Here is a 20,846-nt window from a genome sequence, read left to right on the forward strand (position 1 = left end):
ATATAATTCAGTTTTACCCCCTTTTTATAACGTGTTAGATCGGATAGTCTTAGCCTAATTCAATAGGGGTGGACTATGCCGATCATAAAAAAGAGTAACAAATTAGAGGGTGTGTGTTATGACATACGAGGGCCGGTTTTAAAACAAGCTCGTCGTATGGAAGACGAAGGACAAAAGGTCCTTAAATTAAATATCGGTAACCCTGCAGCCTTTGGTTTTGATATGCCTGAGGATATGCATAAAGACATCATTCGTAATCTTTCCTCAGCACAAGGCTATTGTGATGCAAAGGGCTTGTATTCCGCCCGAGTCGCAATTTATCAGCATTATCAGCAAAAAAACTTTTTTAATTTAGATGTCGATAATATTTATATTGGTAACGGTGTTAGTGAGTTAATTCAACTCAGTACTCAGGCATTACTTAATGATGGTGATGAAGTACTGATCCCTGCACCTGATTACCCACTTTGGACAGCAGCGGTGCGTCTAGCTAGCGGTACGCCAGTTCATTATTTATGTGATGAACAGCAAGACTGGTTCCCTGATATTAATGATATCCGCAGTAAAATTACCAGTAAGACAAAAGCGATAGTCTTGATTAACCCAAACAATCCAACAGGCGCTGTTTACGATGTTGCGATGATCCAAGACCTAATAGGTGTTGCTCGTGAGCATAAGTTATTAATTTTTTCGGATGAAATTTATGAAAAAATTCTTTATGACGGCGTCACTTTTACCTCAGTTGGCAGTTTATGTGATGATTTGCCAATCATTACTTTCAATGGCTTAGCTAAAACCTACCGCGCAGCGGGTTTACGAATGGGCTGGATGGTATTAAGCGGTAAGCTTGCCTCGATGCATGATTATATTCAAGGACTTGATATGTTGGCATCAATGCGCTTGTGCGCAAATGTGCCGGCTCAATATGCGATTCAACAGGCATTAGGTGGTGTTCAATCAATTGATGATTTAATTAGGCCCACAGGGCGTTTATACCAACAACGCGATATTGTGTATCAAGGTTTAAATGCAATTGACGGCATCTCATGTGTTAAACCAAAAGGGGCACTATACGCTTTTGCGAAATTTGATCGTGCGAAGTTTAATGTGCATGATGATGAAAAATTAATCTACGATTTATTGATGCAAGAAAAGATTTTGCTAGTACATGGCCGCGCGTTCAACTGGCCAGAGCCCGATCACTTCCGATTAGTATTTTTACCCCATCAAGATCAACTTAAACCTGCATTAGCCCAAATGGCTCGCTTTTTTGATAACTACAAGCAAGACCGATAGCTAGTTATTGCCAGCCTTACGCATTAAGGCTGGCAAATATTAGTAATAAAAGTTTGATAAATAGTGGGTAAGTGTTCAAGTAACGTAGTTTTACCTTCAACCTCATGCTCAGTTATTTGCGCCTCGAGCATGGTTAAATCATAAGCACTTGCCATTAATTGGCTTTGCATTTGATGGCTGATATGCCAAGGCTCTGAGGCCACCCCGCCTTGATAACGGGCATACGGGCGAAAAAAACCAAAGTCCCCCAAATGTAAATCCAGCCAATGATTAAACGCATAAAAGGGGCCATTCGCTTGGTATTCTTGTTGCTCGAGTTTAAGTTGATACTTTTTATCGACCGCATTTGCATCAAAAATATCAAGGTCGGTGCCCCAATGATGACGGCTTGCACCAGGCAAAGCAGAAAATCGTAAAATTGCATGACAGAGCTCGAGTGTCGACAACTTGCTAATGTCAATTGGTTGCTCAATTGCATCTAAAACGGGGCGGTTCCCTAAAAATTTATTATTCCAAATGAGCCGTTGGCGTTCAAAGTCACGAAAACTCGAGGCTATCGTTAAATCAAAACCTGCATCTTCAGCCGCAGTACAAAGCCGTTGTAAATCACTTTGTATTGCAGGATGAATGAAATGCTGGCCAAACGGCACTAAATGTTCGCGACTTTGCCCAAGTAACTGATGCGATAAACTCACGCCAAAATTTCTCGTAAAATGTGATAATAAATATCGGTGAGTCTCTCAAGATCTTCAATGCTGACACATTCATTCACTTTATGGATGGTTGCATTACAGGGTCCTAATTCAACTACTTGTGCGCCAGTTTGAGCAATGAATCGACCATCTGAAGTGCCACCAGTTGTTTCTAGTGAGGTCTCGATGTGCTGCACTTGCTTGATTGCTTTCACTGTCGCTTCAACTAACGAGCCTTCAGCTGTTAAAAAAGGTAAACCATTAATAATCCAGTTAATATCATAGTCAAAGCCATAATGATCTAAAATTGAGACCACCCGAACTTGTAACTGCTCCACAGTAACTTCCGTACTAAAACGAAAATTAAACTGCACATCAAGCTCGCCCGGAATCACATTACCGGCACCTGTGCCTGCTTGAATATTCGAAATCTGAAAACTAGTTGCAGGGAAAAATGCATTACCCTGATCCCACACGGTTTGGCTGAGCTCAGTCAGAGCAGGGCTTACTAAATGAATTGGATTTTTCGCAAGCTGAGGGTAAGCGACATGGCCTTGGATCCCTTTTACTGTTACAAAACCAGTTAATGAGCCTCGGCGGCCATTTTTAACTACATCGCCAACTTGATGAGTCGATGAAGGTTCACCCACTAAACACAAATCAATTTTTTCGTTACGAGCTTCAAGCACGTCAATGACACGTGTCGTACCATTAATAAAAGGGCCTTCTTCATCTGATGTAATTAAAAAAGCTATAGACCCTTTATGGTCGGGAAAATCAGTGATGAAGCGCTCTGTCGCGACAATCATTGCGGCCAAAGAGCCTTTCATATCGGCAGCCCCTCGACCATGCAGATAACCATCTTGCACAGTGGCTGCAAATGGGTCTAAGTGCCACGCATTTATTGGTCCTGTTGGTACCACATCAGTATGGCCTGCAAAGCAAAAGAGAGGAGACTGCTGCCCTTTTCGAGCCCACATATTTTGGGTATCAACAAAAAACAGCTCTTCAATCGAAAATCCAAGCTTTTTCAAACGCTCAGCCATTAACGTTTGGCAGCCTTCATCTTTTGGTGTCACTGATGGGCGCTGAATGAGTGCTTGGGCAAGTGTAATAACCTCTGATTGACTCATGCAAATATCTCTTGGTATTGATCTGCTTTAAAGCCAAGGTGGTGCACTTGATTGTGTACTAATAATGGTCGTTTTATCATTGCTGGATGCGCTAATAATAAAGCCAGTGCGCTGTCTTTGTTCAAATTCTCTTGTTGCTCTTTTGGTAACTGGCGAAACGTTGTACCACGTGTATTTACAAGTGCTTGCCAACCTAATGCTGTTTCAAAGGTTTGAAGTAATTCAAGGGTGAGCCCTTGTTTACGGTAGTCATGAAACTCAAAGGTAATATTGTGACTTTCAAGCCACTTTTTTGCTTTTTTAATCGTGTCACAGTTGGGGATCCCATACATTATGGTCATAAGAAGTCCTAAATTTGGTTAGCGTTTGTTGCGTGCTGTGATGTGAAATAGAATGTCTTGCGGCGCACGCGCTTGTTGTAAACAATAATAAATGCCACCGAGTTTATCATGATTTAACACGGTGATTGCGGCGAAAATGGGCTGGGGTACGTGTCGAAAGTCAGCATAAAAGAGCGCATCTTGTGCTTTGAACTGCTGTCCTTCTTGCACATAAAAACACAGTCCAGGTAATGGTAAATAGTCAGTTGCAATACTCAACGCAATCATCATTCTGATCCCTTGGCGAGATTTTAAAATGAACTCAGTACCACCAGCGCGAATTTGCTCTACACTGCCATCAAAAGGGGCAAATACTTTATGCCCTGTTAACGTCATGGCAAGTCCACATCCCATAATACCCTGAGAAAAAAGAGCCTCAGGGTGTGAGGTCAGAGGCAGTATTTTTCCTGAGATTGGGCTAAATACGGGTAAACCAATACCGGCTAACTGATTTTGATTTGCGCTAATGACTTGGCGATGAATAACACTCATGGCACGTTAGTAACTCGATAGCCACTTTTGCGTAAGCTACTGACCGCAGATGTAATATCATCTTGTTTAACTAAAATATAATCGGTATCAAAGGTTGAGATTGCAAAAATCGAGATTTTTTCGTTGGCAAGCACACCAGAAATATTTGAAAGGATCCCAGTTAAAGAAAATCCCAAAGGGCCTAATACTTCGAGCGCGGCCCATCCAGTTTCGCACTCATCACTTTGCAACTTGAATGAATCAGGGCAAACAATCGAAAGTTCGTCATAGGTTTTTGCAATAAAGAAAATACTGGCTTGGTAAACTTCATTCGGAATAGGTGTTGATGGATCAAAGCTATGAATCGTGAAGGTTTCATTCATCAACTCGAGAGTTTGTTTTGACATAGTACTTCCTTGAATGACGACTTATCTTATTGTGCGATGATCTGCTGATGCGTGCAAGCCAGATGAGTTAAAAAATAAATTAATTCTAACTAAAGTCAAACGCTTATTCGCTGCAATTGAGTACAAGTGAGATTAGCGGCAAAAAATCTATTTATCGCTGTTAATTGATAGCTTTTTTGGTGTGTTTTTCCATCGAAAAGGAGAGGGGGATTGATCTTCCTATTAATTGTTGTCCACAAAAACTGTGGATAACCTTGTTAGTTACCGATGATTAACTAATTAACATTATGATTTTATTTACTTTAAATGGATGGCACAAATTTTGATTCATTTGTTAAGAGATAAAATTGGAGCAAAGTATAAAAAATACCTTACTCCAATTAATTAATGGGTAACTTGAGTTGCTTGAATTGCAGTGAGTGCAATAGTGTAAACAATGTCATCAACCAAGGCACCACGACTTAAATCATTCACTGGTTTTCTCATCCCTTGCAACATTGGGCCGATGCTAATGAGCTTGGCACTTCGCTGCACTGCTTTATAGGTGGTATTACCCGTATTGAGATCGGGGAAAATAAAGACCGTAGCTTTGCCTGCAACTAAACTATTGGGCGCTTTTTTGCGAGCAACACTTTCCATAATCGCGGCATCATATTGCAGTGGGCCATCAATAATAAGATCTGGTCTTTTTGCTTGTGCAAGCTCGGTTGCTAATCTTACTTTCTCAACATCCGCCCCGACACCTGAAGTGCCGGTGCTGTAAGAAATCATAGCAACTTTGGCATCAATACCAAAAGCGATTGCAGAATCTGCCGATTGAATGGCGATATCAGCTAATTGTTCCGCCGTTGGGTCGGGATTAATTGCACAATCGCCGTAAACCAAAACTTGGTCGGGTAATAGCATAAAAAATATTGACGAGACCAAAGACGAACCTGGCGCTGTTTTAACAAGTTGAAGGGGCGGGCGAATTGTATTGGCTGTGGTATTGACAGCACCTGACACTAATCCGTCGACTTGACCTTGCGCCAGCATCATGGTGGCCAAAACGGTATTGTCGAGTAATTGTTCTTGTGCAATAACCTCGGTCATCCCCTTGTTTTTACGAAGCTCTACCAGAGGTGCTACATAGTTTTCACGCACATCAACCGGGTCAATAATGGTTACAGCGTCATTAAGTTGTACACCTTGTTGTTCAGCAATACGTAAAATTTCTTCACGCTCGCCAAGTAATACGGTTTTTGCAATGCCGCGTTCGCCACAAATTGCAGCCGCTTTGATGGTGCGAGGCTCCGTACCTTCAGGTAATACGATGGTTTTATTGGCTAATCGTGCTTTAGTTGTCAATAAATGCCTAAAGGCAGGTGGTGACATTTTACGAGTTTTTTCGACCCCTTTAGTTAAGCTTTGGAGCCAATCGGCATCAAGATGAGCTGCATTATGGTCTTTTACTCGTTCAATGCGCTGTTCATCATCAATTGGTACTTCCATATTAAAATTATGCAGTAACAATGATGTGCGCCATGTATCTGCTTGGGTTGATAATATTGGTAATCCAGTGGCCATCGCTTGTTCACATAGTTTCATGATCCTATCTTCAGGTATAAAGCCACCCGTTAATAAAATTGCGCCAATTTTAGTGCCATTCATTGCAGATAAACAGGCAGCAACTAATACATCAGAGCGGTCGCCCGGTGTGACTAACAATACCCCAGGGGTAAAATGACATAGAATATTTGATACTGTGCGCGCACAAAATGTGACACTGCGCAGGCGACGGTGAGCAAAATCACCCTCATTGAGAATTTCGGCTTTGAGGTAACGCGCAAGATCAGAGACTCGTGGTGCAACCAGCTCAAAATCCCAAGGTACCGAACCTAGTAATTTAAATGGATGCTTTCTAAATAACGGCATGGCCGCTAGGCGATTTTGTTCTGCAACAAGGTTTTCTGGATCGAATTGTTCTGCCAGATCTGCACGAGCTCGACCTTCTTCATCAAGGGGAGCATTCACTTTGTTAAAAATACAGCCAAGGACACGCTCGTTTTCAACGCCGCCATAAAAGCTTGCTGCAATCTCTAAGCGGTGTTCTATTTGATCAAGCGGATCGTTGCCTGGTGTTAAAACAAATACAATTTCGGCCCCAAGTGCTTGCGCTATTTCACGGTTTAGTCGACCAGCATAAGGTTGTTTTCGGGTCGGCACCATACCTTCGATAATCGCCACTTCACCATCGTGCACACTTTCTTCAAAGCGAGCTATCACCTCTTCGAGTAAAATATCACCTTTACCATCACCAATCATTTGCTCAGCATATTTCAGTTCAATCGGCATCGGTGGTTTGATGTTTGAACCTAATTTGACAATTTCGGTTGATTTTTCAGGGCCGCTTTCGCCCGCTCTTGGTTGTGCAATGGGTTTAAAAAAGTTTACCCGGACCGCTTTTTGTTCAAGCGCACGGACAATTCCGACCGATACAGAGGTTAAACCCACTCCCGTTGAAACAGGAATAAGCATGATGCGATGAGACATTAATTGGCTTCCTTAATTAATTGAGCAGCATCTTGAGCAATCACTAACTCTTCGTTGGTTGGGATCACGAGCGCACAAGGGCCCTCATTTGCGGTGATTACGCCACTTTGACCAAATCGCGCTGCTAAGTTTGCATCGTTATCAAGGGTAAATCCAAAAAAGCGCAGAAGGGTTAAAACTTTCTCACGAATAAGCGATGAGTTTTCGCCAATACCACCGGTAAAAATAATGGCATCGAGTTCGCCAAGAGGCACGACATACGCTGCAATTTGTTTGGCTAAGCGATAACAAAATACATCGAGTGCCAATGTTGCTTGTAGATTACCTGCATAGTGCGCTTCTTCTAAGGTGCGACAATCATTCGATAACTGACTCAGTCCTAATAAACCGCTTTCTTTATTCAGTAGGGTATCAATGGTTACGGCACTATAACCGAGCTGTTGAGTCAAAAAGCTAAATAAGCCAGGGTCAATGTCACCACTTCGAGTGCCCATTACGACTCCTTCAAGTGGAGTTAGTCCCATGCTGGTATCAACACTTTGCCCTTGTTTAATCGCACAAACAGAGCAACCATTACCTAAATGCGCACTGATTAAATAGCTATCTGTAATGGACTTTTTAAGCATAGTTGCTGCTTGTTGTGCGACATAAAAATGACTGGTGCCATGAAAGCCATAACGTCTTACGCCTTCTTTTTCGTATAACGAATAAGGTAGAGCATACAAGTAAGCTTCAGCAGACATTGTTTGATGAAAAGCAGTATCGAACACCGCAATTTGCGGTAAATTTGCAAAGGCTAATTCTGCAGCTTCAATACCGATAAGATTTGCAGGATTATGCAATGGTGCTAAATTTGCAGTTTGAGCAATTACCTTTTTAATTGCGGCATCGATGATCACTGAGCGCGTAAAATGCTCACCGCCATGGACAACACGATGACCAACAGCAACCAGGTGTTGTGCTAAATCATTTTCTTTTATGATATCAACAAGCGTAGCAATGGCTTGTTGATGACTGGCTTTAGGTGCTAAATTTATCGCAGTTTTTATATTATTAAAACGATAGCTAAGGCGTGCTGTATCGCTGCCTAAACATTCGGCTAAGCCGCTTAATACCACAGTGGCGGTGTGAGGATTTAAGATAGCAAACTTTAAGCTAGAGCTACCGCAATTTAAAACTAAAACATGTTGTTGAGACATAAAAGGCAATTCCAAAATAATGGCGATAGAGGTTCAAATTGAACAAAAATAAACAATAGTGAACGGCATTTACATGCAGGGTTTTCAGACTATGGTACACTAGAGTTATCCAGCCGTTAATTTTAACCTAACTTGGTTGATATGGTTAAATGTTTCAAGTCATTTAAGGGGTCCATATGCAAAAAAGTATCGTGGCGCAATTGAGTGATGGCCAGCAATACAGCAAGATCTGGCCAGATAATGTTGAACTTGCCCCAATTTTTCCCGAACGCAGAGTGATCAAAGCAACTCAAATGGCGTTAAAAGTAATGCCTATGCTTGCTGTATTGAGTATCTTTGTCCAAGTTCAGTTTATGGGTACTCAGTATTTACCTCAAGCTCTCACCTTTGCGTTGTTTTTATTATCTATGCCTGTGCAGGGTTTGTATTGGCTAGGTAAACGCGCGAATACCACCTTGCCGCCTTCTCTTGCGTCATGGTATCGTCAGCTACAATCAAAAATGCAAGAAAACGGTTATCAGCCAAGTGTCAGTCGAGCGCAACCACGCTTTTATGAATTAGCGCATTTGCTAAAAGATATGTTTGAAAAAATGGATAAAGCATTTACGAAAGAAATTTTTTAACCCTCTGGATTTACTCATTGTTTCATAAATAAAAAACTCAGCCTTGGCTGAGTTTTTTGTCTAACAGATAATCTTGCAGTGCAATAATATTATCCTTGTCGAATTCAAAAGGTTGTTTTTCGAGTATTTGGCTATTGAACAATACGCCTTGTTGCTGCTCGGTTTGGTTATAAAACTCAGCTAATGCGTGATCTAATAAACGTACCGCAGGATAAAAAGAAATCACTGCGCCAGATTTGATATAGGCTTTACGACTTTGATTTAAAATAAACGTTAATTCAAGCTTTTGATCTTTTGATAAGATTTCTTTTTCAGAAAACTCAAGCATCTGCGTCAATTGGTAATTAGCTTCATGTAAGGTTGCTTCAATTTCACTGTTAGCTGCAAAAGTATATGAAATCGTTAATGCTTGGCGAGTAATCGAATTACGAAATATCTTATGCCCTTCATCCGTTAAAATGTTCTCATATAAAATCAGCCACCATAACTCTTGTTGCCAGTCTTTGATTAACTGCTCAGCTAGACTGCGTGCCGTAAGTGCACCCTTAATCGTTAAAAAGAGCACATATTGGCTATGTGGTTCAATGGCTATGATACTGTGATGGGCGAAATTAGAACAATGTGGGATTAATTCACAATGCCACATGAATTCAGTTTGACTCTGTATTTGTGGTAATTGCGCTTCAATAATGAAGGGCTCAGAGATACTGTGGTTATTGAGATTAAACCAGTTCTGTAAATTATCAGAGGGTGAAATAATGTATTGCACAACTGAGCTCCAATGAGAATACGGTGTTAGAGTATTCAATTTTAGAGCATCACAATTTATGGGGTATTACAGTTTATTACGGCTAAGTGAGCAGATAAAGCAGTTTAAAAGGCCTAAAAAGGCCTTTTGTGTAGTAGGTTTTAGTGGTTATAGACTAAATATTGACTTCGGCAGACTCTTGTTGCTGAGCGCAGCGCTCAAATCGCGTGAGATAAAACTCTAATTTAACCGATATTTCATTGAGCGCTCTGAGGGAATCCCAATGCTCAGGGCGAAATTTCCAGGCAAATGGCGTCATCATAATCAAATGGCAGGCAAGGTCTGAGGGCAGTAATACGTGTTTGCTTAATACTTGTTGCGATACTTGTTTAAATCCCAAAGGGCAAGGCACTGGCGTATGCTCTTCGACTTCACGATAAATAATTTCTTTTAGTTCTTTTAAGTGCCAAGGCCCAGGGCTTGCGACTAATAAAAAGCCATTAGTCTGAGTCGACTCTGCATCGGCTAAATGCGCTAACCGTGCCAATTCATTATCAAACAAGGGAGCAAATACGCTGACTAATGCATTGGCTTGGCCTGTTGCAAAAGGCGTTTGCGCAATGGAGGCGACGCTAAAATGACAATCTGGGTAGCGTTTTGCTGCGTATTTAACCGCAGGTTTTGAAATATCAACGCCATACACTTGGCAATCAGGCGCAGCGGCTTTTAATGCATGGGTATAAAACCCTTCGCCGCAGCCTAAATCAATCACACAACTACCTGCTGGTAACTCGGTTAAATGAGCTGCAATGGCTTGCTGTAAAAAGCCATAATGATCACTGGCTAAAAACGCTCGGCGCGCTTGCACCATTTCAAGGTTATCACCAGGGTCTTTAGATTTTTTAAATTGAACTGGAAGCAAATTCACATAGCCTTCCTTTGCAAAATCAAAACTATGATTTGCAGCGCAGCGCAAGGTTTTATCGGTTAATGCCAATGGTTGCTGACAAATAGGGCAAAGATAGGCCAAAGTCATTGTGATAAATAATCCTTATCGTAAAAGGTTTTAACCCAGTGTGGGCGATATATAATAAGTAGAGTAATAACCATGCCATTAATGGTGGCTTCGGGAAACCAAATTAATGCCGCTAAAATAGTGTAGTTATCGTAAATTTGTTGCCACGGGTAGGCATCTTGCCACAACAGTAAAGCAGACATAAAGCCAATATGTAAGGCTGCGCACAGTGCTGCAGACAAAAATGCACACACAAAAATATACACAAATACATGGCGAGCAAGATACTGGTAGCTGGCTAAAAAGACTAAGTAACTTACCGCAATTGGTAAAAATGCATTTGCAACTGCGGTGACGCCAAGTTGTTCGATACCAAGCTCGCTAAAAATAAGCAGCAATATTAAAGCGAGCGTGGCAATTAAGGTCGCAAAACGCCAACCAAAAATAAGTGTGATGGTGGTCATGCCCAGTATATGCACCGTTAGATTGGGCAAAATCCCTGCTTTAATAGACCAAAGCCCAGCAATGACGAGGCTTGCTACTAAGCAACTTTGTTGAAGTAAGGTGTTTTTCAGTAACGTGTCAATCAACGTGCGGTCGCACGCTTTTATGACTATCGCAATAAAACACACTAGGCTACTAATTTGTAGTAAAGACCAAGACTCCATAACGCCAACTTCTTCTGCTTACTTAAAGCTTGCCCAAATTGGCGCATGATCAGACGGTTTGTCGATAGCGCGTAATTCGTAATCAATGCCAGCATCAACACAACGAGCAGCAAGTGAGGCTGTCGCTAAAATAACATCGATGCGCAGACCACGATTATCATCAAACCCTTTTGAGCGATAATCAAACCACGAAAAATGCGCGTTAGTATCAGGGTGAATTTGTCTAAATGTATCGGTAAAACCCCATGCCATTAAATCCGCAAGCCACTGGCGCTCAATCGGTTGAAATGAACATTTTCCCGTTTTAAGCCAACGTTTTGCATTAACTTCACCAATGCCGATATCTTTATCTAAAGGAGAAATATTAATATCGCCCATTACAACTAACTGACTTGCAGGGTCTTGGCTTGCTAAGTAGGTCATTAGGTCTTTATAAAACTGTTCTTTATATGGGAATTTCGTTTCGTGATGAATGCTATCGCCTTGTGGAAAGTAGCCATTCATAATTTTAACGGGTTGCCCTTGCTCATCTTCAATTGTCACAGTGATCATGCGGCGCTGGGCCTCATCGGTGTCGGTTGGAAAGCCTTTTTCAATACTTAACGGCTCTTTTTTACACAACATCGCCACGCCATAGTGGGCTTTTTGACCATGAAAATAAACGTGATACCCCATGGCCTCAACATCCGCTAACGGAAAGGCTTCATCGTGTACTTTTATTTCTTGTAAACCAATAACATCCGGTTGGTGCTTTTCAATTAAAGCCTGTAACTGGTGTAAACGGGCGCGCAGGCCATTTATATTAAATGAAATGATTTTCATGTTTTAATCCAAGCAAAATGAGGTGGGTAAACTCGTACCATTTACCAAAGTGGCGCTATAGTATCATTAAATTTAGGCGGGTTCACTTGGGTTATTGGCATTTTAGTGCCCAAGTTATCGGCAATTTTACAAGAAAGTCATTAAGCTTTTCAGTAATTTAATTTACACTCATGGCAGAAGTTTTTCCAAGGATGACTGAGCCTAATGCTGCATATTATTCAATCAAATCGTCTCGAAGTACTGCAACAGCAATTACACCTTAAGCTCCTGCAATACCCGCTTAATAGTTTGTTTAAAAAAGAAATTATATTAGTGCAATCACCGGGTATGTCGCAGTGGTTAAAAATGGGGCTGGCCCACGCACAGGGCATAGTGGCACAAGTTGATTTCCCGTTACCGTCGAGTTTTACGTGGCGCTTATATCAAAGTTTATTACCTGATGTGCCCGCCGAATCAGCATTTAATAAAGCAAACTTAACCTGGAAGCTGTTTGCTATTTTACCAACGTGTTTAAACGAACCACTCTTTTTACCGCTAGAGCGCTATTTAAGTGATGATAACGCAGGGCAAAAACTCTTTTCGTTATGCGAAAAAATCGCCGATGTGTACGACCAATACCTGATGTATCGCCCCACGTGGCTGGCAACATGGCAAACCGGCAAAGATACTTTACCTGATGTCGATATTAGCCATGCCCCTTGGCAACCAGAGCTGTGGCGTAAATTGGTGGCTTACAGCCAATCCTTAGGGCAAAGCCAATATCATCGCGCTAACATGCAAGATGCCTTACTTGAGGCTTTAGCTAATGCCCCCCTTAATTTGTTACCTGAGCGGATCAGCATTTTTGGCATTTCAGCCTTAGCCAATTCTCAATTGGTGGTATTACATGCTTTAGCAGAACGGATCCCTGTGTATTTATACTTTTTTAATCCGAGCGAGCATTATTGGGGCGATGTGGTTGATGAAAAAACCTTAGCTAAAATCAATGCAAAATATCAAATAAAACCCAATTTAGCCGCCCAAGAGCAAGACTACTATTTTGTTGGCAACCCGCTGCTATCGTCATGGGGTAAACTTGGCCGTGATTATTTTGAGCAATTGATACAACTCAACGCCCAGTGGCACGATTATTTTGTTGAACCAGAACCTGACAATTTACTGAGCGCCATGCAATCTGAAATATATCATTTGGCATTTAAAGGGCAGAGTTTGCCCGATGATCCCACTTGGTATGTGACTGACCAAGGTAAAATAGCCGTCAACCCCCAAGATTGCAGCATTCAGTTTGCCAATTGCCATACCGCATTGCGTGAGGTTGAAGCCCTGCACGATCATTTACTCGATTTGTTTAGCCAAGACCCAAGCCTCACGCCCAAAGACATAATCGTCATGATGCCCGATGTCGGCAGTTACAGCCCTTATATTGAAGCTGTATTTGGTGCCGCAAGTGCCGAACGTTATATTCCGTATGCCTTAGCCGATTTAGCCATTGCACAAGAAAAACCAATATTAAGTAGTTTTAATCAATTGGTGAATTTACCTTTTAGCCGCTTTGGTGTCTCAGAAATACTCGATTTACTGCAAGTTGATTGTATTGCACGCCACTTTAATATTAGCCATAACGATTTAGATCAAATTCGCTTTTGGCTTGAACAAGTGGGGGTGAAATGGGGTTTAAATGCCAGTCATAAAGCCCAGTTAGCGCAACCTCAATTAGCCCTAAATACTTGGCAACATGGCCTTGAACGCTTATTGCTTGGAGTGGTGCAACGTGATGAAAATAATGCATTTAGTGGTATTTATGCTGCCGATGAAGTGGAAGGCATGGCGGCTGCATTACTTGGGCATTTATTAGCATTTGTGAATCGATTAGCCCATTACAAAACCATTTTAGAACCCGATGCAACGCTTGCAGTCAAAGCCCAGCTCTTGCATCAATTAGTGCAGGATTTTTATGATCATTCTGACGAGCAAGCGTGGGATTTACTGACGCTCGATAGCTTAATTCAAAACCTTGGCAAACATTATGATAATAAAGATTACCAAGGCGAGGTTAGCGCACGCATTATCAGTGCGTTAGTACAACAAGGACTAAGCGAAAATGGCGTAGGTCAGCGGTTTTTAGTTGGCCAAGTTAATTTTTGCACCTTAATGCCGATGCGGGCTGTGCCGTTTAAAGTGGTGTGCATGTTAGGTTTAAACGATGCCGATTATCCGCGCAGTGTGCAACCAATGGGATTTGATTTATTGCCCCACAGCAAGCGACAAAAAGGCGACCGTTCTCGTAAATTAGACGACCGTTACTTGTTTTTAGAAGCCATGTTGAGCGTACGCCATCATTTATACATCAGTTATATTGGCCGTTCGTGTTTTGATAACTCAGAGCGGGTGCCATCGGTATTAGTCAGTGAATTGCTTGAGTATTTAGGGCGCAGCTTTTATCAGCCAAATTGCGCTGATTTCCCAAATAATCTGATTAAAAAACACCATCTTCAGCCTTTTAACCCAGATTATTATCAACCCGGTGCGCCACAAAGTTACCATCCTACGTGGCAAATAAAACCGCTGCAGTTAAATCAAGACAAAGCAGCGCTGCCATTATTGCCAGCAGCTGAAATTGAATTAAACAGTTTTATTCGCACCGTGTGCCAAGCACAAGAAAGTTTTTATCGTAATAGCTTAGGCTTAAAGTTGACGCAATTTGACGAAATAGCCAAAGATGAGGAGCCTTTCTCATTAGATCATCTTGAACGTTATTTTTATTTAGATGAAATGCTGGTGGCTGCGCTTAAAGGCACAACCATTAATCAAGCACAAATTTTGCAACGTGGTGATTTACCTCTGGCGCATGTAGGTGAAATTACCCTTGAGCAGATGCAACAGCGCATTGGTCAAATGGTCAACAGCCTTCACAGTCATGATGTCACTGAGTTTAATGAGCCGATAGAAATTAATGTGCAACTGGGGCAAAGTCAGTTAGTGGGTTGGTTGACTCAAGTAACCGGCAAAAAACAAGTGTTTTACCGCACTGCAACTATCAAAGCAAAAGACATGATCAAAGCTTATTTATATCATTTAGTGGGGTCATTGGGCGCTCATATTACAGAAACTTGGGTCGTGGGGCTTGATGGGCAATATCAGTTTAAAGTACAAAGCGCCCAAGATGCTAAAAGCCAATTAGATAATTGGTTTCGTTTGTATCAAGCTAGTTTGCAACAGCCGGTGGCGTTTTTTCCGACCGCTGCGTGGCAGTTTGCTACAACAGGGGATTTTGCTAAAGCAGCACAAAAGTTTGCAGGTGGCGAATACATTGGTCGTGGCGAAGCCGAAAACCCCTATGTCGCACTTGATTTTAAACGTTTAGAGCCGCACGAAGCTGAGTTTATCCGCTGGAGTGAATTATTAGTCTCACCCATTGCGGCACACGCCGTGGAGGTCAAACATGCAGGGGCTTAATCCAATCACCATGCCGCTTAAGGGCGTATCACTTATTGAAGCCAGCGCAGGCACCGGTAAAACTTACACAATTACTGCTTTGTATTTGCGCCATTTATTGGGTTTACAAGTAGCTGGTCAAACAGGTGTGCCACTTACGGTAGAACAAATTTTAGTGGTGACTTTTACCGAAGCAGCGACAGCTGAAATCAAAGACCGCGTGCGTAAACGCATTATTCTTGCCCGTGATGCCTTGATGGGCGGCGACTGTGATGATGCCGTGGTACAAGCAATTTTAAGTGAAGTCAGTGAGACTAAAATGGCCTTTGCCTTGTTAGATGCGGCGGCAAAATCCATGGATGATGCGGCTATTTTTACTATTCATGGGTTTTGCCAGCGGATGCTAAAACAACATGCGTTTGAATCGGGTGTTGCATTTAATCTCACGTTTATTATGGATCAGTCCGAATTGCTGACTGAAGCACTTAAAGATTATTGGCGTACGTTTGTTTATGGCTTAACAAAAGAGCGCACTGCGCATGTACTTGCGTATTTTCCCGCGCCTGAACGTTTATATAAAAAAGTGGCGGCGTTGTTATCACGTAGTGGCGCTAAGATACAGCCGCAAATTAATCTTGATGAGGTCTGGCAATGGCAAGAACAGTATTTGTCTTTGTTAGCCCGCTTTAAAATAGACTATTTAAAGTCTGATTTTGCAGCGGCTATCTTAAATTCTGACCTTAAAAAAACCAAACCAGCGGCTAAAGCGCCTAATCTTGAGCTGTTATTGGCATTTTGCCAAAGTGAACAAACTGTATTTGAATTTGGCTCAGATAAAAAATCATTTGAAATTTGGGCCGCTGATAACTTTTTAGACCCTGAGATGTATAAAAAGGGCGGTAAAACCTTTAGCCATCCTTTATGTCAGGTGTTTACCGAGCTCAGTGAGCTGCAACAAAAGCTCACTTTTGGCATGCCCATCGCAATCGCTCAACAAGCAACTAAGTGGGTGAGTGCGGCATTAAGCACCAAAAAACAAGAGCAGCGCCTAATCAGCCCCGATGATTTATTAACCCAATTACACCACGCCTTATTTAGCGATGGGGGCGATACTTTGGCAAGTCAAATTGCGGCGGATTTTCCGGTTGCGATGATTGACGAATTTCAAGATACCGACCCAATTCAATACGGTATTTTTAGCCAAATATTTAACCGAGAAAGCTGCGCTTTTACCATGATAGGTGATCCAAAACAGGCTATTTATGGCTTTCGCGGCGCGGATATTTTTACCTATATTAATGCAAAACATCAGGTATCGACCGAGCAGCAATACACCTTAGGTAAAAATTGGCGCTCAAGCACAGGCATAGTCAATAGCGTTAATGCCTTGTTTAATCATCACGATAATAGCTTTATTTTTAATCAAGACATTCCATTTTTAGCGGTTGAAGCACAAGGTAAAACTGCAGAACAAGCACTGTATCTTGACGGTAAAGCAGTGACTGCGTTTGAGTTTTGTGTGCTTGAACATGATGCGCCTGTCACCAGTAAAGCTTATGCCATGCCAAGATTGGCCGCACATTTTAGCGATAAAATAGCCACCTTGTTGCAACAAGCGCAAGCAGGGCGTGCCACGATTGGCAGCCATGCTGTTCAGGCGGCAGATATTTGTGTGCTGGTGCGAGACCGAAATGAAGCGTCGTTTATTAAAGAGGCGTTAAGCAAGCAGGGGATTGCCAGTGTGTATTTATCCCGCGATGGTGTCTTACAAAGCCCACTGGCTTTGCATTTATTAAACTTTTTAACCGCCTTACATGGTCAATATGATGAGTCAGCTTATCGTGGGGTTTTAGCGGGCCCTTTATTTAATTTAAATTATCAACAAATCTACCAATTGGCAGAAAATGAACAAACGTGGCAGCAATATTTAGCCCTTTTTAGCGAATTGAGCGATATCTGGTACAAAAAAGGCGCCATGGCGATGCTTGAATTATTGCTGATGCGTAATAATTTGGCGGGTTTATGGCAAGCAATGGGGCTGCCAGTTGAACGTTGGTTAACGGATTTTCGCCATCTTGCTGAAATTTTGCAGCAAAAGCAGTTAGAACTTGAAGGGAGTTTACGGTTAGTACGATGGTTTGCACAAAATATTATCGATACCAGTAAAGAAAGTGCGCAACTTAGGCTTGAAAGTGACGCTAAATTAGTAAAAATTGTTACCATGCATGCATCAAAAGGATTGGAATATCCTTTGGTTTTTATGCCATTTGCGGTTGGCTTTCGTGAAGCATCTGAGCAAATTTATCATCAAGATGGTGAACTTGTTTACAATCTTATTAAAGACGATGCCAGTCAGCAACTTGCCGAAAAAGAGCGTTTAGCCGAAGACTTACGCTTATTGTATGTAGCCTTAACTCGCCCAGTGCATCAGTGCTTTATTGGCATGTATAACATTGCGGTGGGCAATAGTAAAAGCATGACAATTCAACGTACAGCCTTAGGCCATTTGTTGTTTGCTGGCCAAACCCTCACTAGCGCTACCGATTGGCATCAGTTATTAAATGCCTTTGCGGCAGCACATTCAGCCGATATGGCCGTGAGCTATTTTGCTGAGACTGATAGTAAGATCTCTTTGAGTGATGAGCTCACAGTGCCCAACTATGAGCGCAAACTATTTACTGGCAAAATTGAGCGTAACTGGCGTTTAACCAGCTTTAGCGCGCTTAGTTATAATCAAGCATCAGAACACATTACCCCAGGTTTTGAAGATGAAAGCCATGAGCTCGATTGGCTTGGCGAAGAGCAAAGCAACGAACTCAATCAATTTAGTTTTCCAAGAGGAGCAAGGGCGGGGAGTTGCTTACATGCTATTTTTGAGGAGATTGATTTTCAGCATCCTGATACGCACCCAAGCGATCCGAGTAAAAATCTTGGCGCTGTGGTTGAGCAACAACTTCAAAAATATTCAATCGAACCCCATTGGCAACTCGTTGCAGAGCAATGGATAAAGCGCGTATTAAGTACGCCCCTCGATGCTGATGGCTTGAGTTTAAATAAGCTTGGCGCCCAACAATGTTTAATCGAAATGGAGTTTTATTTACCTTTTGAGCGTCTTGATGCCACAGGTATTAATCAAGTACTCGATAGTGTGGCAAGTGAAAGTGTGTTTAAACATAACCTGAAATTTGAAACCATTCAGGGCATGTTAAAAGGTTTTATCGACTTAATATTTGAGTGGCAAGGTAAATACTATGTGCTTGATTATAAATCGAATCATTTAGGTGAGCTGGCGAGCGATTATCAGCAAAGTAATATGGAAGAAGTCATGCAATCGCATCATTACCACTTACAGTATTTGTTATACAGCGTTGCGTTACATCGATTATTAAAAACCCGCTTGGCCGATTACGATATCGAGCAGCATTTAGGGGGTGTTTACTATTTATTTTTGCGAGGCATGGGCGAAGGCGAAGGCATATATTTTAAAAAAATAGCCAAAGAGATCATTTTGCAACTCGACCGTATGTTTGAACAAGCAACTTTAGAGGTGACCTATTAATGTTGGCGCAACTAATAGCAGACGAAAAAGTCACGCAACTGGATATTCAATTAGCCCAGTTGTTAGTTAAAGATAGCAATGACCCAGTTTTTTATGTGGTGTTGCTACTGAGTCAATACAATGCGCGCCAGCATACTTGTTTACCTTTGGCACAGGTTGATTGGTCAAATCCGTTTATGCTCGAAACGCCAGTACCTTTATTTGCAAGCTATGAGCATTGTTTAACGGCACTGCGTGATCATCCTGTTGTAGGTGAAGGCAAGCCACTGCTTTTATTTGCTGAGCGTTTGTACTTTGCTCGTTATGCAGAATATGAACAAATATTAGCAAATAAACTCCATAGCTTAGCAAAACGTGCGCTTAAACTCGACGAAAGCCGCTTAGCGCAATTGCTTGATCAGTATTTTGGCACAACACCAACCCTAGATTGGCAAAAAATAGCCTGTGCAATGGCGGTACAGAATGCTTTTTGTGTCATCAGCGGAGGCCCAGGCACCGGAAAAACCACGACAGTGACTAAATTGCTAGCGATACTGCAATCACTTTATTTGGCAGCGCCACTGAGTATTAAGTTGGTGGCACCCACAGGAAAAGCGGCTGCGCGGCTCAGTGAGTCAATTCGTGATGCAAAACAAAAACTCGAACTGGCGCCCAATTTAAATGCCGTTATTCCTGAGCAAGCACAAACGATCCATCGATTACTTGGGGTGATCCCACAGTCGAATAAATATCGCCATAACAGCCACAATCCGTTGCATTTAGATTTACTGATTGTTGATGAAGCGTCGATGGTCGACTTAGCGTTAATGGCAAAGCTGGTTGAAGCAATGCCAGAGCATGGTCGTTTGATTTTACTCGGTGATAAAGACCAACTTACCTCGGTTGATACCGGTAATGTACTGGCTGATATTTGCCAAGATTTAGTCCTTGGTGTGCAACCTTTTTACAGTGAAGCTCGGGTATTGCAGCTGAATAAATTGTGTCATCAGGGCCAACACACTGCGCTGCAAGCAAAACAGAGTGATTATGTGCTTGCCGATAATATTGCTTTTTTACAACACAGCCATCGCTTTGATGAAAAAAGCGGCATTGGGCAATTAGCTAAAGCGGTTAACAGCAATGACAAACAGCTGCTGCAAGAGATTAAAGCCTTTGGTTACCCTGAACTGGCATTTTATGATTTAACCAATGAATATAAAGCGATGATCATTCGCTGCGCCGAGGCTTATTCACAGTATTTAGCGCTTATTAAACAAGGTGCAAGCCCTCAAGAGGTGCATGATGCTTTTTTACAATATCAGCTCTTGGCCGCAGTGCGCGAAGGCAATTATGGCGTTAACAAACTCAACAGTAAAATCGAAGCACAATTAGCACGCATGGGACTTATCAGCCCATCACATCGGCACTATGTTGGCATGCCGCTAATGATCAGCCAGAACGATTATCAGCTTAAATTATTTAATGGCGATATTGGCATCATCATGCCCGATGATGACGGCCAGCTAAAAGCTGTGTTTATGAGTGAAGGGGGCAGTACCCGCAGTTTTTATCCGGCTCGTTTACCCGCCCATGAAAAAGTCTATGCCATGACAATCCACAAATCACAAGGCTCTGAATTTTTGCATACTGTAATGATCTTACCGCCAATGCAGCAAGCAAAAATAGGAGTCAATCGCCAATTAGTGTACACAGGCATCACTCGAGCTAAAAAACGCTTTGATTTAATCGCTCAGCCTCAAGTATTACAACTGGCAATGAACAAAATGCTCACTCGCAGCTCTGGGTTATATCAGCGTTTGCAACAGAGCTAATGTATTGAGCCAGCGAATGTAGCTGGCTCAACGGGATATTAATGTTAAAGCAACT

The 20,846-nt window shown here is 42.0% G+C and carries 16 protein-coding genes; 5 read left to right on the forward strand and 11 right to left on the reverse strand.

Going from position 1 to position 20,846, the window contains the following annotated elements:
• Positions 1–75 precede the first annotated feature (75 nt).
• Positions 76–1,296 (forward strand): pyridoxal phosphate-dependent aminotransferase, encoded by a 1,221-nt coding sequence (locus tag PTUN_RS07585; protein ID WP_009839637.1) that lies wholly within the window; start codon positions 76–78, stop codon positions 1,294–1,296.
• Positions 1,297–1,319: 23 nt separating this feature from the next.
• On the opposite strand, the gene PTUN_RS07590 is transcribed toward PTUN_RS07585, so the two are convergent.
• From PTUN_RS07590 to PTUN_RS07620, 7 genes are all read right to left on the reverse strand, one after another.
• Positions 1,320–1,991, reverse strand: a complete 672-nt coding sequence (locus PTUN_RS07590; RefSeq protein WP_009839638.1) for a M15 family metallopeptidase — start codon at positions 1,989–1,991, stop codon at positions 1,320–1,322.
• Entirely contained in the window at positions 1,988–3,121 is a 1,134-nt protein-coding gene (dapE, locus tag PTUN_RS07595) for a succinyl-diaminopimelate desuccinylase (protein WP_009839639.1), read from the reverse strand. Before dapE ends, PTUN_RS07590 begins: the two co-directional genes overlap by 4 nt.
• Positions 3,118–3,462 (reverse strand): ArsC family reductase, encoded by a 345-nt coding sequence (locus PTUN_RS07600; RefSeq protein ID WP_040644123.1) that lies wholly within the window; start codon positions 3,460–3,462, stop codon positions 3,118–3,120. Before PTUN_RS07600 ends, dapE begins: the two co-directional genes overlap by 4 nt.
• A gap of 18 nt (positions 3,463–3,480) precedes the next feature.
• Positions 3,481–3,993 (reverse strand): PTS glucose transporter subunit IIA, encoded by a 513-nt coding sequence (locus PTUN_RS07605; protein ID WP_009839641.1) that lies wholly within the window; start codon positions 3,991–3,993, stop codon positions 3,481–3,483.
• Positions 3,990–4,379 carry an ACT domain-containing protein gene (locus tag PTUN_RS07610; RefSeq protein ID WP_009839642.1) on the reverse strand — a complete coding sequence of 130 codons (390 nt, stop codon included), beginning with the start codon at positions 4,377–4,379 and terminating at the stop codon, positions 3,990–3,992. Before PTUN_RS07610 ends, PTUN_RS07605 begins: the two co-directional genes overlap by 4 nt.
• A gap of 384 nt (positions 4,380–4,763) precedes the next feature.
• Entirely contained in the window at positions 4,764–6,911 is a 2,148-nt protein-coding gene (pta, locus tag PTUN_RS07615; RefSeq protein WP_009839643.1) for a phosphate acetyltransferase, read from the reverse strand.
• A complete protein-coding gene (locus tag PTUN_RS07620) occupies positions 6,911–8,110 on the reverse strand; it encodes an acetate kinase (RefSeq protein ID WP_009839644.1) in 1,200 nt (399 codons plus the stop codon). Before PTUN_RS07620 ends, pta begins: the two co-directional genes overlap by 1 nt.
• A gap of 176 nt (positions 8,111–8,286) precedes the next feature.
• Here PTUN_RS07620 and yfbV point away from each other — a divergent pair, with 176 nt between their 5' ends.
• On the forward strand, positions 8,287–8,733 hold the full coding sequence (gene yfbV, locus PTUN_RS07625; RefSeq protein ID WP_009839645.1) for a terminus macrodomain insulation protein YfbV: 447 nt from the start codon (positions 8,287–8,289) through the stop codon (positions 8,731–8,733).
• Between the two features lie 37 nt (positions 8,734–8,770).
• Here the strand turns inward: yfbV and PTUN_RS07630 are convergent, their stop codons facing one another.
• From PTUN_RS07630 to xthA, 4 genes are all read right to left on the reverse strand, one after another.
• A complete protein-coding gene (locus PTUN_RS07630) occupies positions 8,771–9,502 on the reverse strand; it encodes a hypothetical protein (protein WP_009839646.1) in 732 nt (243 codons plus the stop codon).
• A 154-nt stretch (positions 9,503–9,656) separates the two neighbouring features.
• Positions 9,657–10,517, reverse strand: a complete 861-nt coding sequence (locus PTUN_RS07635; protein WP_009839647.1) for a putative RNA methyltransferase — start codon at positions 10,515–10,517, stop codon at positions 9,657–9,659.
• Complete coding sequence (locus PTUN_RS07640) at positions 10,514–11,164, reverse strand: energy-coupling factor ABC transporter permease (protein WP_009839648.1); 651 nt, start codon at positions 11,162–11,164, stop codon at positions 10,514–10,516. Before PTUN_RS07640 ends, PTUN_RS07635 begins: the two co-directional genes overlap by 4 nt.
• Positions 11,165–11,182: 18 nt before the next feature.
• The gene (gene xthA / locus PTUN_RS07645) at positions 11,183–11,986 is read right to left on the reverse strand and encodes an exodeoxyribonuclease III (RefSeq protein ID WP_009839649.1); all 804 of its coding nucleotides are present in this window, start codon (positions 11,984–11,986) and stop codon (positions 11,183–11,185) included.
• 204 nt (positions 11,987–12,190) lie between these two features.
• Here xthA and recC point away from each other — a divergent pair, with 204 nt between their 5' ends.
• From recC to recD, 3 genes are read left to right on the forward strand one after another with little or no spacing between them, the layout of a single operon-like run.
• Complete coding sequence (gene recC, locus PTUN_RS07650; protein WP_009839650.1) at positions 12,191–15,442, forward strand: exodeoxyribonuclease V subunit gamma; 3,252 nt, start codon at positions 12,191–12,193, stop codon at positions 15,440–15,442.
• A complete protein-coding gene (recB, locus tag PTUN_RS07655) occupies positions 15,429–18,980 on the forward strand; it encodes an exodeoxyribonuclease V subunit beta (protein WP_009839651.1) in 3,552 nt (1,183 codons plus the stop codon). The genes recC and recB overlap by 14 nt, the downstream gene beginning before the upstream one ends.
• Positions 18,980–20,791, forward strand: coding sequence for an exodeoxyribonuclease V subunit alpha (gene recD / locus PTUN_RS07660; RefSeq protein WP_009839652.1), 1,812 nt, complete (start codon positions 18,980–18,982; stop codon positions 20,789–20,791). The genes recB and recD overlap by 1 nt, the downstream gene beginning before the upstream one ends.
• The last annotated feature ends 55 nt before the right edge of the window (positions 20,792–20,846 follow it).

It is taken from the genome of Pseudoalteromonas tunicata (assembly GCF_002310815.1).
Taxonomy (GTDB): Bacteria; Pseudomonadota; Gammaproteobacteria; order Enterobacterales; family Alteromonadaceae; genus Pseudoalteromonas; species Pseudoalteromonas tunicata.

Excerpts from the sequence above, each read along its gene's own strand:
- recD (WP_009839652.1), top strand. The coding sequence starts at position 18,980 with ATGTTGGCGCAACTAATAGCAGACGAAAAAGTCACGCAACTGGATATT.
- dapE (WP_009839639.1), bottom strand. The coding sequence starts at position 3,121 with ATGAGTCAATCAGAGGTTATTACACTTGCCCAAGCACTCATTCAGCGC.
- recC (WP_009839650.1), top strand. The coding sequence starts at position 12,191 with ATGCTGCATATTATTCAATCAAATCGTCTCGAAGTACTGCAACAGCAA.
- pta (WP_009839643.1), bottom strand. The coding sequence starts at position 6,911 with ATGTCTCATCGCATCATGCTTATTCCTGTTTCAACGGGAGTGGGTTTA.
- PTUN_RS07605 (WP_009839641.1), bottom strand. The coding sequence starts at position 3,993 with ATGAGTGTTATTCATCGCCAAGTCATTAGCGCAAATCAAAATCAGTTA.
- PTUN_RS07610 (WP_009839642.1), bottom strand. The coding sequence starts at position 4,379 with ATGTCAAAACAAACTCTCGAGTTGATGAATGAAACCTTCACGATTCAT.
- PTUN_RS07635 (WP_009839647.1), bottom strand. The coding sequence starts at position 10,517 with ATGACTTTGGCCTATCTTTGCCCTATTTGTCAGCAACCATTGGCATTA.
- yfbV (WP_009839645.1), top strand. The coding sequence starts at position 8,287 with ATGCAAAAAAGTATCGTGGCGCAATTGAGTGATGGCCAGCAATACAGC.
- PTUN_RS07640 (WP_009839648.1), bottom strand. The coding sequence starts at position 11,164 with ATGGAGTCTTGGTCTTTACTACAAATTAGTAGCCTAGTGTGTTTTATT.
- xthA (WP_009839649.1), bottom strand. The coding sequence starts at position 11,986 with ATGAAAATCATTTCATTTAATATAAATGGCCTGCGCGCCCGTTTACAC.
- recB (WP_009839651.1), top strand. The coding sequence starts at position 15,429 with ATGCAGGGGCTTAATCCAATCACCATGCCGCTTAAGGGCGTATCACTT.
- PTUN_RS07600 (WP_040644123.1), bottom strand. The coding sequence starts at position 3,462 with ATGACCATAATGTATGGGATCCCCAACTGTGACACGATTAAAAAAGCA.
- PTUN_RS07620 (WP_009839644.1), bottom strand. The coding sequence starts at position 8,110 with ATGTCTCAACAACATGTTTTAGTTTTAAATTGCGGTAGCTCTAGCTTA.
- PTUN_RS07585 (WP_009839637.1), top strand. The coding sequence starts at position 76 with ATGCCGATCATAAAAAAGAGTAACAAATTAGAGGGTGTGTGTTATGAC.